This window comes from Stappia sp. 28M-7, assembly GCF_014252955.1.
Lineage (GTDB): Bacteria > Pseudomonadota > Alphaproteobacteria > Rhizobiales > Stappiaceae > Stappia.
In genome coordinates, this window is record NZ_JACMIA010000001.1 from 1,121,477 (window position 1) to 1,137,355 (window position 15,879).

The following is a 15,879-nucleotide window of genomic DNA, read 5'->3' on the forward strand; positions in this document are numbered from 1 at the left end:
CGAATGCGTACCCGCAGCCCTAGAGGCTGCGGGCGATCAGAACCTTCATGATCTCGTTTGTCCCGGCGTAGATCCGCTGCACGCGGGCATCGGCGTAGAGCCGGGAGATCGGATATTCGTTCATGTAGCCATAGCCGCCGAAGAACTGCAGGCACTCGTCCATGACCTTGGACTGCAGGTCCGTGGTCCAGTATTTCGCCATCGAGGCGGTGGCCCCGTCGAGTTCGCCGGCCACGTGCCGGGCGATGCAGTCGTTGACGAAGACCTGGCCGATGGTTGCCTCGGTCTTCAGCTCGGCAAGCTTGAACTGGGTGTTCTGGAAGTCGAGGATGCGCTTGCCGAAGGCCTGCCGTTCCTTGACGTAGTCGAGGGTGAGGGCGAGCGCGCGCTCGATCGCCGCCATCGCCTGCACCGCCACCAGAAGCCGCTCCTGCGGCAATTGTTCCATCAGCTGATAGAAGCCGCGCCCCTCTTCCGGGCCAAGCAGCGCATCTGCCGGTACGCGCACGTCGTCGAAGAACAGCTCCGACGTGTCGTTACCCTTGAAGCCGAGCTTGTCGAGGTTGCGGCCCCGCCGGAAGCCTTCCGCCCCGTCCGTCTCCAGCACGAAAAGCGACACGCCCTTGGACCCTGCCGCCGGATCGGTCTTGGCGACGACGATGATCAGGTTCGCCAGCTGCCCGTTGGTGATGAAGGTCTTGGCGCCGGAAATCCGGTAGTGGTTGCCGTCGCGCACCGCGCTGGTGCGGATCGACTGCAGGTCGGAGCCCGCGCCCGGCTCGGTCATGGCGATGGCGCCGATCATCTCGCCGGTGGCGAGCTTCGGCAGCCAGCGTTCCTTCTGCTCCGGCGAGCCGTAATGCTTGATGTAGGGCGCGACGATAGCCGAATGCAGCGCGATGCCGAAATGGTCGAAGCCGGCAAGGCCGAGGCGGCGGATGATCACGGATTCATGCGCGAAGGTGCCGCCGGCCGCACCGTACTCCTCCGGCATGCCGGAGCACAGGAACCCGCCGGCGCCGGTCTTTTCCCATGCCTCGCGCGTGACGCAGCCGTCCTCCACCCAGGTCTCGTAGTCCGGGGCGATCTCCCGCTCGAGAAAACGCGTGAAGGCGTCGTCGAGCATCGTCAGTTCATCGCTCATCCATGCCGGCGTTCCGGCGTTCAGCACGTTCAAGCCGCTTTCCTCCCTGCGACGGTTTTGTCGTTGTGCGGGGCGGCGCGCGAGGTGCGCCGCTCCCTTTCGTTCGGGCCTTCGCGCTGCCTTCAGAAGGCGGCGGCGTCGAGGCCCATCATCGTGTCGGCGCCGGCCGAGACCCGGGCGAGGCGCAGCCCCGTCTCGGGCATGTGCCGTTCCATGAAGTAGCGGGCGAGCGTCAGCTTGGTCTCGTAGAAGGTCTTGTCGCCGTCCGCTCCCGAGGCGAGGGCGGCCTGCGCGCTCTTCGCCATGCGCGCCCACATGTAGCCGAGCGCGACGATGCCGAAGAGATGCATGTAGTCGGTCGAGCCGGCGCCGGCATTGTCCGGCTTGGTCATGGCATTGCTCATGAACCACATGGTCGCCTTCTGCAGGTCGTCGAGACCCACCTTGAGCGGCCCGGCGAGCGGGGCGAGGGTCTCGTCGCCGGAGATCTCCTTGAGGAAGGTGCCGACCTCGTTGAAGAAGGCCATCACCGCCCGGCCGCCGTCGCGCGGCAGCTTGCGTCCGACGAGATCCAGCGCCTGGATGCCGTTGGCGCCCTCGTAGATCATGGTGATGCGGGCATCGCGCACGAACTGCGACATGCCCCATTCCTCGATATAGCCGTGGCCGCCCAGCATCTGCTGCGCTGCCACCGCGTTCTCGAACCCCTTGTCCGTGAGCACGCCCTTGATGACCGGCGTCATCAGGCCCATGTGGTCGTCCGCCGCCTGGGCCTCGCCCTTGTCCGAGGAACGGTGCGAGATGTCCGACTGCAGTGCGGTCCACAGGACCAGCGCGCGGGCCGCCTCGTTGAAGGCGCGGATCGACAGCAGCGTGCGGCGCACGTCCGGATGCACGATGATCGGGTCGGCCTTGCCGTCCGGGTTCTTCGGGCCGGTCAGCGCCCGGCCCTGCAGCCGCTCGCGGGCATAGGCCAGGGCGTTCTGATAGGCGACCTCCGACTGGGCGAGACCCTGCACGCCGACGGCAAGGCGCGCCTCGTTCATCATCACGAACATCGCGTTGAGGCCGCGGTTTTCCTCGCCGATCAGCCAGCCGGTCGCCTCGTCGTAGTTCATGACGCAGGTGGCGTTGCCGTGAATGCCCATCTTTTCTTCCAGCGAGCCGCAGGACACCGCGTTGCGCGCGTCCGGCTTGCCGTCGGCATCGGGCAGGAACTTCGGCACGATGAACAGCGAGATGCCCTTGGTGCCCTCCGGTGCGCCCTCGATGCGGGCCAGCACCAGGTGCACGATGTTCTCCGTCAGGTCGTGCTCGCCGGCGGAGATGAAGATCTTCTGGCCCGAGATGCGGTAGGTGCCGTCGCCCTGCGGCACGGCCTTGGTCTTGATGAGGCCAAGATCGGTGCCGCAATGCGGCTCGGTCAGGTTCATGGTGCCCGACCATTCGCCGGTGGCAAGCTTCGGCAGGTAGAGCGCCTTCTGTTCCGCGCTGCCATGCACCTGGATGGCGGCGGCCGCGCCCTGCGACAGGCCCGGATACATGCCCCAGGCAAGGTTGGCGCCGGAAATGAACTCCTGCATCACCGAGTTGAGCGTGGTCGGCAGGCCCTGGCCGCCATACTCCTCCGGCATCGACAGGGCGATCCAACCGTTCTCGCGGTAGGTGTCGTAGGCGGCGCGGAAGCCCTTGGGCGTCGTCACGCTGCCGTCGTCGTGACGGGTGCAGCCCTCGCGGTCGCCGGTGGCGTTGAGCGGAGCCAACTCCTCCTGGCAGAAGCGCGCGCCCTCGTTCAGGATCGCCTCGAGAAGATCGGGCGTCGCATCGGCAAAGCCCGGCAGGTTGCCGTGGCGGTCGAAGCCCAGCACCTCGTTCAGCAGGAACATCACATCCCGGACGGGGGCGGTGTAGCTCGGCATGGTCATCCTCCCGGTAGGTCGGCCCGGCTGGGATGCCGGTTGCGACGGGCAGTCCGCATCATGGACCTGACGTTTCCGTAAACGTCACCTTGAGCTGGTTATATGGCTGCCGGCCGGGCCTCGCAAGGGATGTCCCAACGGCAGGGGGCTGAAAAAAGTCCCGCAGGCATCAATCTCGGCCGTCTTCGGGGCGAAATCACGGAGATTCGGAACAAAATCGTACCGGCGCGGCAAAATTCGGAGGCCGGAACGCAAAAACCCGCGCCGCGGTGGCGGCACGGGTTCGGAAACTGCTGCAAGGTGCCGGGCGGCGAGGCCGCCCCTGTTGCAATCGGAAGGCGCGACTCAGTCGCTCTCCTTTTCCTTCAGCATGCCGGAGACGATCTCCACCGTCCGGCCGAGCTCCTCGATGGCCTGATCGATGTCGCGGCGCTGCTTCACCAGCACGTCGATCTGGCCCTGGAAGCGCGACAGAGCCACCTTGAGTTGGGTCACCTGGCCGTCGCGCAGGTCGTAGAGATCGAGCATGTCGAGGATCTCGGCCAGCGAGAAGCCGACGCGCTTGCCCATCAGCACCAGCTTCAGCCGGGCCCGGTCGCGCCGGGTGTAGATGCGGGTCATGCCGTCACGGCGAGGATTCAGAAGGCCCTTGTCCTCGTAGAAGCGAAGAGTACGCAAGGTGACATCGAATTCCTTGGCAAGGTCTCCGATGGTGAAGAGCGTCTTCTTCGTCGTTTCGTCCTTTGCGGCGACTGCCTCGACGATATCGTTGTTGACCGAGAGCGCTTCGCTCATGGCATTTTCCTTGAGTATCCCGAAAGACGAGGGGCAGGAGCGGGCATCGCTCCGCGCGGGTCCGGCGGGTGTGTGGGAGCGTGACACTACGTCACCTGCCTCCGGGATACATTCCGTGGACGTAAGCGTCAAGCTTCCTGGCGAACGCGTGCGGGAGGCAGGCTTGCGATCCGCAAGGCGCGTTTACCAGTCGTTAAGCATGTAAATCCCGGACTTAACGGCCTGTTTACCATAAGCGGCGACAGTTTACGGCAAGCTCGTCCGGGTCCTGTGTAGCCGTGTTCCGACCTGGGGCGAAGAAGATTGCTGGCGCGCACGCGCCCCACATGGGTTTGAGAGGCAGTTCATGTCCTGGAACGCGCGACATCGCAGTGAACGCGGCCTTCCGCAGGAAGACGGCTACGGGCGCGAAGCGCATGGCGATCCGGAAAGCTGGTACGAGCCGCGGCGCCGGGCGCCGGCTGCCGATCCGCAGCGCGGTGAACGGGCGAGGGCGCGCGAGCAGCTCAACGATGTCGCAGATGCCCTGGGCCGTCTCATGGACACGCCGCAGCCCGCCCCCGCAGGCAACCGGCAGACACGCCGCGCGGCTGCCGCTCGGGCCCGCAACGAACGTCCCGCAGCGCCCGCCGCCGCCCCGGCGCGTGCGCCCGCCGGATCGCGCAGCGGCCGCATCGAGGCGGTGCTGAACGCGCTCGACCGGCTGGACCGCCGGGTCGAGGATCTCTCCAACGAGGCCGACGCCGAGGAGCGGACGATGCGCCCGGTCCGTGCGAGCGCTCCGGCTCGCGCTGCCGCCCCGGCGCGTGCCCCGCGCCGCGCCGCGCCGCCGCAGGCCCGCGAGACGTGGAGCGAGGACTGGCAGGACGAGGGCTTCGACGCCCCGCGCGATCCCCGCCGCACCGCCCGTTACGACACCCGTCAGCCCGCCGCCTATGACGACAGCGAGGCGGCTTACGACGATCTGGCGGACGACGGTTATGGCGAGCCCCGCGAGGCTGTGTCGCCGGCGCGCAGCACCTGGCGCGAGGCGCGCGAGGACGGCTATCGCCAGCCGGCGGACTGGCGCGAGGACCGGTCCGAGGAGGACCTGCGCCCGCTCATCCGCGATCTTGCCCACCGGGTTGACCGCGCCACCGGCGCGCGGGACGACCAGCTGGGCGTGCTGCGGCGCGAGATTGCCGACCTGCGTGGTTTCCTCACCCAGAGCCTGCGCGCCGAGCGCGAGCGGACCGTCTCCCGCGACACCGGCGAGATGCGCCGCCTGTCGGATGCGGTGGAGCGGCTGCGTGCCGACCGGGGCGACATGCGGATCGTGCGTGAGGTCCGTGCCGAGATTTCCGATCTGCGGTCGATGATCGACCAGTCCAATGTCGAGGGCATGCTGCAGACGCTGGAAAGCGGCTATGCACACCTCGTCCAGCGCCTCGACGAGATGTCCCGCGACCAGCTGGAGCCCCGGCTCGTCGCCGATCTCGGCCGTCGTCTCGCCGATATCGAGGAAGCGTTCCGCATCGTGCCGCGCGGCGACCAGATCGCCGCGCTCGACGACCGGGTGGCCGATATCGGCCACCGGGTGGAGGAACTCGTGCGTCGCAGCGGCGGTGCCGATCTCGACCTGCTGCGCGGCGAGATCCGCGCGGTGCGCGATCTTGTCGAGCGCTTCGACGTCGGCGACCTGCTCGCGGGCATCGACGAGCGCATGACCGCGCTGGCCCAGCGGTTCGATACGATCGACCGGCTGGTCGACGAGCAGCGCCACCTGTCCGAGCGGATGGGCGCCATCGAGCACCGGCTGCCCCAGTCGGGCGCGGTCGACCGGCTGCAGGATCGCCTGGAAGAGATCGCCAGCATGCTGGCCGATGATCGCAACACCCGCACCGATCCGCAGCTCGACGAGAAGCTGGGCGAGATCGCCGGCCGGCTGAAGCGGATCGAGACCGCGCGGCAGATGCCGCCGAGCTATGACGCGGCCTTCACGCTGCTGGAAAAGCGCCTTGCCGCCATCGACGGCAAGATCAATGCCCTCGACCGGCCGGACCGGGTGACGCTCGTCGCCGAGGGCCAGCAGGGCAGCATCGAGGCGGACCTGATCGCCCGCCTGGAGGCCGGCATCTCCAATCTCAACGAGCGCTTCGAGGCGGGCCGCGCGTCCGCCGGCGCCGACGAGTTCGAGAGCCTGCGCCGCGAGATCGTCTCGCTGCGCGACAGCGTGTCCCAGCCGGTCTCCGTGGTCGAGCTGGAAGCGCAGCTGCGCGATCTTGCCGAGGCCGTGAACCGCGGCGCGTCGAGCGACGACGTGGCGGTGCTGTCGCAGGTCGAGGACAAGATCGCGGCGCTTGCCGCGAAGCTGGATGCAGCCGACAGCGGCTTTGCCCGTCTCGGCGAGATCCAGAGCGCGCTGCAGTCGGGCGGGGCAGGGGGCGGCGATGTCGCCCAGGCCCTGCGCGGCGACCTGCACCGCCTGATGGAGGCGGCGACCAGTTCTGAGCGGCGTGCCCGCGAATCCATGGACAGCGTCCAGGACGTACTGGCGTCGATCAACAACCGTCTGATGGCGCTGGAGCAGGACACCCGCGTCGCCACGATGCCGCCTCCGGGTCCGGAAGACGACCGGCCGCTGGAGCCGGGCTCCGGCAAGCCGCGCGTGCGCCAGCAGGCGCAGCCGCGCATGGAAGCGCCGATCATGCCGCGTGCCGAGATGCCGGCCGCCGCCGCTGCCGATGGCTCCGTGCCGCCGCAGCGCTCGGCTGCCCGCCCGGCCGGCGCGCGTCCCTCCTCGCCGATGGGTGCGGGGCGCACCGGTGCGCAGCCGCAGGACGGGCGCGACCGCAAGGCCGACTTCATCGCCGCAGCCCGCCGTGCCGCCCAGGCGGCGAGCGAGGAAGCCAACGCGTCCGGCTCGGGTCTGTCCTTCGGGAGCCTCACGTCCTCCTCATCCGACGACAAGCCGCGCGCCAGCGCCGCCGGCTGGCTGCGCTCCAAGCTCGCGCGCGGCAAGGCAAAGAGCAAGGATGCGCCGGAAGCCGAGACCGCCGAGGTCGTGGAGCCGCGGCCGCTTGCCGGCGATCGCCGCGACGGGCCGCGCTCGGATGCCGCGCGCAGCCGCCGCGAGGAGCTCGCCGATGAGCTGCGTGCCGACATGCGCGCTGCGGCGTCCGTCGACGCGCAAGAGGTGGAGACCGAAGACAAGGGCGGCCGCAGGCTGTTCTCCGCAGGCGGTCGCCGCGCGGTGATGCTGGCCGCCGCCGCCGTGATCATCGCGGTCGGTGCGCTGCAGATCTTCAAGCTGGTCTCGCCGGCCGAGCGCAACATCGCTTCGCTTGAGACCCCGCCGACCATCGAGGCGACGACCAATGTGCCGCCTGTCGCGACCGCAGACACGGGCGTGGCCGAAGCCGGCGCCAAGGCGCGCGTACCCGAGGCACGGCAGCTCGCGAGCGAAGCCCCGCCCGAGCCGGTCTCGCCGCCGCCAGCGGCCGTGTCGACGGCGGATGCGGGGATGAGCGGCATGGACATGCCGGACCTGGTGCAGGACCGCCCGGCCGCGACCGGGGGCGACGTTCCGCTGGCCGGGCCGCAGAGCGCGCCTGCCTCCGAGCCGGGATCCGATCTCGCCTTCGCGCCGCCGGCCGTGTCCGGCAACGCCTTCTCGACCGCTCCGGGCGCCATTCCCGGCACCATCCCCGGTGCGCAGTTCCAGACGCCGGGCAGCGCGCCTGCCTCGCTCGACTTTGCGTCTCGCACCACGGCGATGGCGCCGGCCGGCCCCGCAGCAGGTGCGGCCATCGGCGGCATCCCGGCCGAGGCCGGTCCCGTCTCCCTGCGCCAGGCAGCCGCCGGGGGCGACCCGGCCGCGCTGTTCGCGATCGCGGTGAACTATACCGAAGGCACCGGCGTCCAGCCGGACCTGAAGCAGGCCGCCAGCTATTATCGCAAGGCCGCCGATGCCGGTCTTGCACCCGCCCAGTACCGTCTCGGCAGCCTCTACGAGAAGGGCCGCGGCGTGGAGAAGAACCTGGAGACGGCGCGCGACTGGTATCGCCGCGCCGCCGAGCAGGGCAACGCCAAGGCCGCGCACAATCTCGCGGTGCTGTATGCGGAAGGCCTGTCCGGCACGCCGGAGTTCAACGACGCCTCCTACTGGTTCAAGAAGGCTGCCAATTTCGGCCTCGCCGACAGCCAGTACAATCTCGGCATTCTCTATGCTCGCGGGCTCGGCCTGGAGAAGAACCTGGTCGAGAGCTACAAGTGGTTCGCCCTTGCCGCCCGCCAGGGCGACCGGGATGCCGGCAACAAGCGCGATGAGCTTGCCAACATGCTCTCGCGCGAGCAACTGGCCGAAGCGCGCATCGCGGTGGAAACCTGGAAGGAAGCCCCGCGCGCGCTGGCGGCCAACCAGGTGGAGTTCAACCCGGCCTGGTCCGTGCCGGCGGAGGTCGAAGCACCGCGCGCAAGCGCGTCTGCGGACCCGCGCGAACTGGTGATGAATGCGCAAAAGCTGCTGGCCCAGCGGGGATTCGATCCGGGCACGCCGGACGGTCAGATCGGGCCGCGGACCCGCGAGGCGGTGCGCGCCTTCCAGCAGGCCAACGGCCTGCCGGTGACCGGCGCGATCTCGCCGGATCTGGTCAAGGCGCTGGCCGGCGAGAACATCTGATCCGGCCCTGTGCAAGGCCTTGGCCGGATCCGTTGACGCAAAGGAGCGGGCGCAGCCGCAAATGCGCCCGTTTCACGTTGACATAAGGGAAGCTGGCAGGCTTTATCCTTAGGAAAAGCATGGGCTTCCGGGGGCTGCGAACCTCAATCGCCACAGGCGGAGAGCGCAGCGGGCCATTTCATCAACCTCCACGCCGCCCGTCGGGGACGAGCGGCCACAAGCCGCCGGTGTGCCGTGCAAGTTTACCTCCCCATCGCCGAACTGCCGATCAACATGTTCATGGTGTTCGGGATGGGTGGTGCCGTGGGCTTCCTGTCGGGCCTGTTCGGCATCGGCGGCGGCTTCCTGCTGACACCGCTGCTGATCTTCTCCGGCATCCCGCCGGCCATCTCCGTCGCCACCGTCACCACCCAGGTCGTCGCGTCCTCGACATCCGGCGTCGTCGCCTATTGGCGGCGCAAGATGATCGACTTCAAGCTCGCCTGGATGCTGCTGGTCGGCGGTGTCGTCGGCTCGGCGGTGGGCGTGTGGCTGTTCGGCATCCTGCAGACGCTCGGCCAGCTCGACCTCGTCATTTCGCTGTCCTACGTGACCTTCCTCAGCGCCATTGGCGGGCTGATGCTGTTCGAGTCCCTGCGCGCGATGGCGCGGCGACGCTCCGGCGCCAAGGTGACGGCGCGCCGGCCCGGGCAACACAACTGGGTCCACGGCCTGCCGCTGAAGGTGCGGTTCTACCGCTCGCGGCTGTACGTCAGCATCATTCCGATCATCGGGCTGGGCGCCATCATCGGTTTTCTCGGCACGATCCTGGGTATCGGCGGCGGCTTCATGATGGTGCCGGCGCTGATCTATCTCCTGCGGGTGCCGACCAACATCGTCATCGGCACGTCGCTGCTGCAGATCCTGGTGACCATGGCCGCCGCCACCGTGCTGCATGCCATGTCCACGCAGTCGGTCGATATCGTGCTTGCCATGCTCCTGATGGTGGGTGGCGTCATCGGCGCCCAGTTCGGGGCGCGCATGGGGCAGAAGCTGCGCGGCGACCAGCTGCGGCTGCTGCTGGCACTGCTGGTGCTGGGCGTCGGCGTCCGCTTCGCGGTGAACCTGCTGATGCAGCCGGACGAGCTCTACGCCGTCGATCCCACCTTGATCCTGGAGCCGGCGCAATGACCGGCCGCCGTCTCCTCCTGCCGGTCCTCGGCCTGCTCGCCATCGTGTTCACGCAAGCGGGAGCGCCCGCGCGGGCCGAGAGCCTGACCGCGGCGCTGTCGGCGGATGTGGTGCGGATCGAGTCCAACTATACGGGCACCAACATCGTCGTCTTCGGCGAGATCGCCCGCGATGCGGGCACGGTCGGCCGGCCCGATCCGTACGACATCGCGGTGGTTGTCTCGGGGCCGGAAAGCGATGTGACCACGCGGCGCAAGGGCCGCTTTCTCGGCATCTGGGTGAACCGGGACGCGGAAGTCTTTGCCGAGGTGCCGAGCTTCCTGGCGGTGCACACGACCCGGCCTCCGCACGAGCTTTCCTCGCGCGCCATTCTGGAAGAGCATCGGATCGGGCTGCATTTCCTCAATCTCCGGATCGCCCGCGCCTCGCAGGTGCCGATCAGCGACCGGGACAACTTCCGCGCAGCGTTCCTGCGCCTGCGCCAGGCGAGCGGCCTTTATTCCGAGCGCCACGACGTCATCGATTTCCTAGGCAACTCGCTGTTCCGCACCTCGGTGGCGCTGCCGGCGAACATTCCCGTGGGCGACTACAAGGTGACCGTCTACCTGCTGCAGGGAGGCACGTTGCTGGCCGAAACGCAGATGCCTCTGCGCGTCGCCAAGACCGGCTTCGAGCAATACACCTATTGGTTCGCTCACCAGTATTCGGCAGCCTATGGCCTTCTCGCCGTGCTGCTGGCGGTGTTCACCGGCTGGCTCGCCGGAGTGATCTTCCGCCGCGACTAGGACGTATCCGCGCAAAACACCCGTCACGGACGGCACAAAGGCGCGGAGGTACATATGGCGGCGGCCAAACCCGATCTCACCCGTTTTGCAGCCCAGCCGGGCCCGGCTGGCGCCGTGCGGCTCGGCTATGCCGGGCTGCTCCCTTTCGTCTTCGCCGCGCTGTATCTGTGTTATGCCGCGCTGCAGGCGAGCCAGCCGTCATTCGTCGAGCCGATAGCCCGTGCGGCAGCGATCTACGGCGCGGCGATCCTGTCGTTTCTGGGCGGGGTGCGCTGGGGCGTCGCCATGGCCGGGCGCCAGCGGGGCATGCGCGAGTTCGCCTTGTCGGTATTGCCGTCGCTGCTGGGCTGGGGTGCCGCGCTGTTGCCGCCGGTCGCAGCAATGGTGGTACTTGCGGGCGGCTTCCTGATGCAGGCGGGCTGGGATCAACGGGCCGCGGTCAAGGGCTCGCTGCCGCTGTGGTACGCGACATTGTGGCGGCGGCTCAGCGTGGTGGTCACCGTGGCTTTGCTTGTCTCGGCCGCCGGGTTGCTGCTCGGCCGTGCCGCGTGAGCGGGCTCAGTCGGAAACGAGGCGGGTCGCGGTAAAGGGATAGAGTCGGCCATCGCCGAGCATGAAGACGGAAAACTCGCGCGCGGGAAAATACGGGCCCCATGCCTCGTCCAGCACATTGAGCCCGCCGGTAAACACCCCGAAGGCGGGCAGCACCAGCCGGGTTCCGTCGGTGGCAAAGCACGGGCGTCGCACGCTACGGCCATAGCGGCGGATGCGGGCGGCCGGATGCAGGTGGCCGGCGATCTCGCCCGGAGGCGCGCCGTCCTCCGGCTCATGGCGGAACAGGAGGCCGCCGAGGGCGATTTCGTCCACCGTTTCGCCGCATAGTCCGACCGGCGCGATGGGGTCATGGTTGCCGGTCACCCAGATCCACTCGCGGCCGAGCTGCAGCGTGGTCAGCATCGCCCGGTAGGAGGCGGGCAGGCGGTCGGACCCCTCGCCGTCGTGGAAACTGTCGCCGAGCGCGATCACGCGGGTCGGCTGGAAGGCGTCGATGGCCTCCGCCAGCTTTTCCAGCGTCGCGGCGGTGTCGTAGGGCGGAAGCATCAAGCCCTTGCGGGCGAAGGACGAGCCTTTTTCGAAGTGCAGGTCGGCGACGACGAGCGTGTTCTCGTCCGGCCACCACATGGCACCGCTGTCGTGAAGGCCGACGATTTCGCCCGCGATGGAAATGTCATGGCAAACGGGCGCGAAGCGTCGCACCTCGTTGCGGGCAAGAAACGGCCTCACTCCATAGCCTCCTTGACCAGATCGCCTGCGGCCCCTGCGAGAAGCGCTTCCTGCGCCTCGCCGAACACGGGTTCCTTGCCGATTTCCAGCATCACCGGAACGGCAAGTGGCGAAACCCGCGCCAGGGAAGTATGCGCGATTCGCCCCCGAATTCGGGCAAGAAGTTCGCCCAATCTGGAGATATCCAGAAGTCCTGTCGCCGCATCCGCGAAAGTCGCCTGCAGCAGAATATGGTCCGGCTCATGCCGGCGCAGAACGTCATAGATCAGATCGGCGGAGACCGTAACCTGCCGACCGCTTTTTTCCTGACCCGGATGCCGGCGCTCGATGAGACCGGCGATCACCGCGCAGGTGCGGAAGGTGCGCTTCATCAAGCTGGATTCCGCCAGCCAGGCGTCGAGATCGTCGCCCAGCATGTCCTCGTCGAACAGCTCGTCGAGTGACAATTGGCCGCGTGCGATCAGCGCGTCGAGATCGCTCAGCCCCCATACGGCCAGCGCGTAGTCGTTGGCGACGAAGCCCATCGGATGGGCTCCCAGCCGCTCCAGCCGCCGCGTCAGCAACATGCCGAGCGTCTGGTGGGCAAGGCGCCCCTCGAACGGGTAGCAGACGAGGTAATGCTTGTCCGAACGCGGGAAGGTCTCGACCAGCAGGCCCTCCGGCTGCGGCAGGGAGGAGCGCAGCTTCTGGATCTCCAGCCACTCGCGGACCTGGTGGGGCAGGGCCTGCCAACTGGCCGGGTCGGCGAGCATCGCCCGCACGCCGGCGGCAAGATAGGTGGACAGCGGAAACTTGCCGCCTTGATACGAAGGGATCTTCGGCGCCTCTGCGCGGGCACGCGAGACATAGGCCTCGTTTTCCCGCAGCCCCTCGAAGCGCAGGATCTCGCCGGAGAACAGGAACGTGTCGCCGAGCGTCAGCTGCTCGACGAACCATTCCTCGATCTCGCCGAGCATGCGCCCGCCGCGCCCGATCGGCGTGCGCCGACCTTCCGACTTGGAGCGGACCAGCCGCACCTTGAGCATAGGCGCCTCGACGATGGTGCCGACATTGAGCCTGTACTGCTGGGCGACTTTGGGATGCGACAGGCGGAAGCGTCCGTCCGGCTGTCGCTTCAACCGCGCATATCGGTCGTAGGTCCGCAGCGCATATCCGCCGGTCGCCACGAAATCGATCACCTGTTCGAACCGCTCCCAGGCGAGGTCGCGATAGGTCTCGGCGGAGCGGATCTCGTCGAACAGCTCGAGCGGATCGAAGGGGCCGGCGCAGGCGCAGCCGAGCACGTGCTGGGCCAGCACGTCGAGCGCGCCCTTGCGCAGCGGCGGCGTGTCCTGCTGGCCGGCGCGCGAGGCATCGAGCGCGGCCTTGCATTCCAGCACCTCGAAACGGTTGGCCGGCACCAGGATGGCGCGCGAGGGCTCGTCCATGCGGTGGTTGGCGCGGCCTATGCGCTGGGCGAGGCGGCTTGCTCCCTTCGGCGCGCCGACATTGATGACGAGGTCAACATCGCCCCAGTCGATGCCAAGGTCGAGCGAGGAGGTGCAGACGATGGCGCGCAAGGCGCCCGAAGCCATCGCCGCCTCGACCTTGCGCCGCTGGCCGACGTCGAGGGAGCCGTGATGCAGGGCGATCGGCAGGTTGTCCTCGTTCGCGTGCCACAGCGCCTGGAACAGCATCTCGGCCTGCGAGCGCGTGTTGACGAAGACCAGCGAGGTCCGGTGCTGCGAGATGATCCGGTAGATGTCGGGCACCGCATGACGGGCCGAGTGTCCCGACCAGGGCAGCCGCTCGTCGCTGTCGAGGATGGTGATGTCCGGCTCCGCGCCGCCGGCGACCGTGACGACATCGGCAAGGGCACGGGGGGCGTCCTCGCTCTGAGGCACCAGCCAGGCGCGCAACTCGTCCGGTTCGGCGACCGTTGCCGACAGGCCGATGGTGCGAAGCGAGGGCGCGATCCGGCGCAGCGCGGCAAGGCCGAGGGCGAGCAGATCGCCGCGCTTGGAGGTCACCAGCGCGTGCAACTCGTCGAGGATCACCGTGTCGACGTCGGCGAGCATCTCGCGCCCCTGCGCATCCGACAGGAGCAGGGCAATCTGCTCCGGCGTCGTCAGCAGGATGTCCGGCGGGACCTGCTTCTGCCGTTGCCGCTTGTGGGCGGGCGTGTCGCCGGTGCGGGTCTCGATGCGGATGTCGAGGCCGATCTCCGCGACCGGCGCCTCCAGGTTGCGGGCGATGTCCACAGCCAGCGCCTTCAGCGGCGAAATGTACAGCGTGTGGACGCCCCGGCGCGCTCCGGCCGAACCGGGCTTGCGGCGCGGGCGCTCGGACAATGCGACGAGGCTGGGCAGGAAGCCGGCCAGCGTCTTGCCCGCGCCCGTCGGAGCGATCAGGAGCACCGAGTGGCGCGAGCGGGCCGTCTCCAGCAGCTCAAGCTGATGCGCGCGCGGGCTCCAGCCGCGGCTTTCGAACCAGCGGGAGAAGCGTTCCGGCAGAAGGGGCGAGGCTGCGGCATCCATCGGCTTCAGAGATAGTTGTTCCTTGTCTGTTCGTCGAGCCGGGGATGCATTTCCAATCCGCCCGAACACTCCTACATAGGGAGGATGATGCGTGAGGCCTCCCCTTCAGCCGGAACGACCGGCGGCGATGTGCTGACCCTGACGGCGGAAGGGCTCTACTGTCCCGCCGGCGGGTTTCACATCGATCCCGTGCGTCCCGTCGAGCGCGCGCTGGTGACCCATGGCCATGCTGATCACGCGCGCCCCGGCAACGGCGCGGTCATGGCCTCGCGCGAGACGCTCGACATCATGGCGATCCGCTACGGCGAGGATTTCACCGGCGCCCGCCAGGAGGCCGTTCCCGGCGAGGTCATCCGCATCGGCGAAGTGCGCGTCTCCTTCCATCCGGCCGGCCATGTGCTCGGCTCCATGCAGGTGAAGATCGAGACCGCGAAGGGCACGCGCGTCGTGGTGTCCGGCGATTACAAGCGCCAGCCGGACCCGACCTGCGCGCCCTTCGAGCCGCTGGCCTGCGAGGTCTTCGTCACCGAGGCGACCTTCGGCCTGCCGGTCTTCCGCCATCCGCCGGCCGCCGGCGAGATCGGCAAGCTGCTCAAAAGCCTGGCGCTGTTCGACGGTCGCACGCATCTCGTCGGCGCCTATTCGCTCGGCAAGGCGCAGCGGGTGATCGCGGAGCTGCGCGCCGCCGGGTACGAGCGCACGATCTACCTGCACGGCGCGTTGGAGCGGCTTTGCAGCTATTATCAGGCGCAAGGGATCGACCTCGGGGCCTTGGAGCCGGTCGGACAGAGGGCGAAGGAGCTTGCCGGCGAGATCGTGCTGTGCCCGCCGGGCCAGCTCGCCGACCGTTGGGCCCGGCGCTTCGGCGATCCGGTGACGGCGGTTGCCAGCGGCTGGGTGCGGGTGCGGGCCCGGGCGAGGCAGCGCGGCGCCGAGCTGCCGCTGGTCATCTCCGACCATGCCGACTGGGATGACTTGCGGGAAACCGTGGCGGAGACTGGGGCCGGCGAGATATGGGTTACGCATGGCGCCGAGGAGGCCCTCGTCCACTGGTGCCGGCAGCAGGGACTGGCCGCCCGTCCGCTCAACCTCATCGGCTATGGCGACGAGGGGGATGCGGCCGAGCCGGCGGGTAAAGTCGAAACGGCGGAAACGGCCGCCGGGATCGGGAGCAAGACATGAGCGAAGAGCATCGGGAACCGGAAGGTCTGGCGGAGCCGGACGAGGGCTATGACGAGGAGCTTCTCGACCTGTTCGACGATTACCGCGAGGCCTTCGAGGACTACGACGCGGAGGCCGTGGCCGACTGCTTCGCCTATCCGGCAGTGATCTGGCAGTTCGGCAAGGGCAACGTGTTCCAGGACGAGGAGGAGCTGCTCGAGAATATCGAGACGCTGTTCGCCGCGCTGGAGAAGGAAGGCGTGGTGACCTCGGCTTTCGACATCCTCTCCGCCCATGTGGAAGGCGATGCGGCCATGGCAACGCTCACCTGGGTCCAGTCGGACGCGGACGGCGAGCCGGTGATCGAGTTCACCTGTCACTACCACCTGATCTACGACGGCGATGCCTGGCGTATCGCCATGATCGTCAACGAGCCCTGAGGGAC

11 protein-coding genes are annotated in these 15,879 nt (G+C 68.4%); 6 read left to right on the forward strand and 5 right to left on the reverse strand.

The window, feature by feature from the left end; translation table 11 throughout:
* Positions 1 to 19: 19 nt before the first annotated feature.
* The 3 genes from H7H34_RS05100 to H7H34_RS05110 all read right to left on the reverse strand — a co-directional run bounded on the left by H7H34_RS05100 (position 20) and on the right by H7H34_RS05110 (position 3,858).
* Positions 20 to 1,144, reverse strand: coding sequence for an acyl-CoA dehydrogenase family protein (locus H7H34_RS05100; protein WP_245165249.1), 1,125 nt, complete (start codon positions 1,142 to 1,144; stop codon positions 20 to 22).
* A 122-nt stretch (positions 1,145 to 1,266) separates the two neighbouring features.
* Positions 1,267 to 3,063: an acyl-CoA dehydrogenase C-terminal domain-containing protein gene (locus H7H34_RS05105; RefSeq protein WP_185924455.1), complete on the reverse strand. Its 1,797-nt coding sequence runs from the start codon at positions 3,061 to 3,063 to the stop codon at positions 1,267 to 1,269.
* Positions 3,064 to 3,408: 345 nt separating this feature from the next.
* Positions 3,409 to 3,858 (reverse strand): MerR family transcriptional regulator, encoded by a 450-nt coding sequence (locus H7H34_RS05110; RefSeq protein ID WP_067221086.1) that lies wholly within the window; start codon positions 3,856 to 3,858, stop codon positions 3,409 to 3,411.
* 346 nt (positions 3,859 to 4,204) lie between these two features.
* On the opposite strand from H7H34_RS05110, the gene H7H34_RS05115 reads away from it, so the two are divergent.
* The 4 genes from H7H34_RS05115 (at position 4,205) to H7H34_RS05130 (ending at position 11,025) form a co-directional block, all read left to right on the forward strand.
* Complete coding sequence (locus H7H34_RS05115; RefSeq protein ID WP_185924456.1) at positions 4,205 to 8,518, forward strand: SEL1-like repeat protein; 4,314 nt, start codon at positions 4,205 to 4,207, stop codon at positions 8,516 to 8,518.
* 234 nt (positions 8,519 to 8,752) lie between these two features.
* Complete coding sequence (locus tag H7H34_RS05120) at positions 8,753 to 9,688, forward strand: sulfite exporter TauE/SafE family protein (protein WP_120268832.1); 936 nt, start codon at positions 8,753 to 8,755, stop codon at positions 9,686 to 9,688.
* Positions 9,685 to 10,473, forward strand: coding sequence for a TIGR02186 family protein (locus H7H34_RS05125; RefSeq protein WP_185924457.1), 789 nt, complete (start codon positions 9,685 to 9,687; stop codon positions 10,471 to 10,473). Before H7H34_RS05120 ends, H7H34_RS05125 begins: the two co-directional genes overlap by 4 nt.
* Positions 10,474 to 10,527: 54 nt before the next feature.
* A complete protein-coding gene (locus H7H34_RS05130) occupies positions 10,528 to 11,025 on the forward strand; it encodes a DUF3429 domain-containing protein (RefSeq protein ID WP_185924458.1) in 498 nt (165 codons plus the stop codon).
* Positions 11,026 to 11,031: 6 nt separating this feature from the next.
* Here the strand turns inward: H7H34_RS05130 and pdeM are convergent, their stop codons facing one another.
* Together pdeM and H7H34_RS05140 are read right to left on the reverse strand one after the other, a co-directional pair.
* A complete protein-coding gene (gene pdeM / locus H7H34_RS05135) occupies positions 11,032 to 11,757 on the reverse strand; it encodes a ligase-associated DNA damage response endonuclease PdeM (protein ID WP_371811358.1) in 726 nt (241 codons plus the stop codon).
* Positions 11,754 to 14,273: a ligase-associated DNA damage response DEXH box helicase gene (locus tag H7H34_RS05140; protein WP_185924459.1), complete on the reverse strand. Its 2,520-nt coding sequence runs from the start codon at positions 14,271 to 14,273 to the stop codon at positions 11,754 to 11,756. The genes pdeM and H7H34_RS05140 overlap by 4 nt, the downstream gene beginning before the upstream one ends.
* Before the next feature lie 87 nt (positions 14,274 to 14,360).
* Between H7H34_RS05140 and H7H34_RS05145 the strand changes: the two genes are divergently transcribed.
* Complete coding sequence (locus tag H7H34_RS05145; protein ID WP_185924460.1) at positions 14,361 to 15,455, forward strand: ligase-associated DNA damage response exonuclease; 1,095 nt, start codon at positions 14,361 to 14,363, stop codon at positions 15,453 to 15,455.
* Positions 15,452 to 15,874, forward strand: coding sequence for a YybH family protein (locus H7H34_RS05150; RefSeq protein WP_185924461.1), 423 nt, complete (start codon positions 15,452 to 15,454; stop codon positions 15,872 to 15,874). Before H7H34_RS05145 ends, H7H34_RS05150 begins: the two co-directional genes overlap by 4 nt.
* Positions 15,875 to 15,879 lie beyond the last annotated feature (5 nt).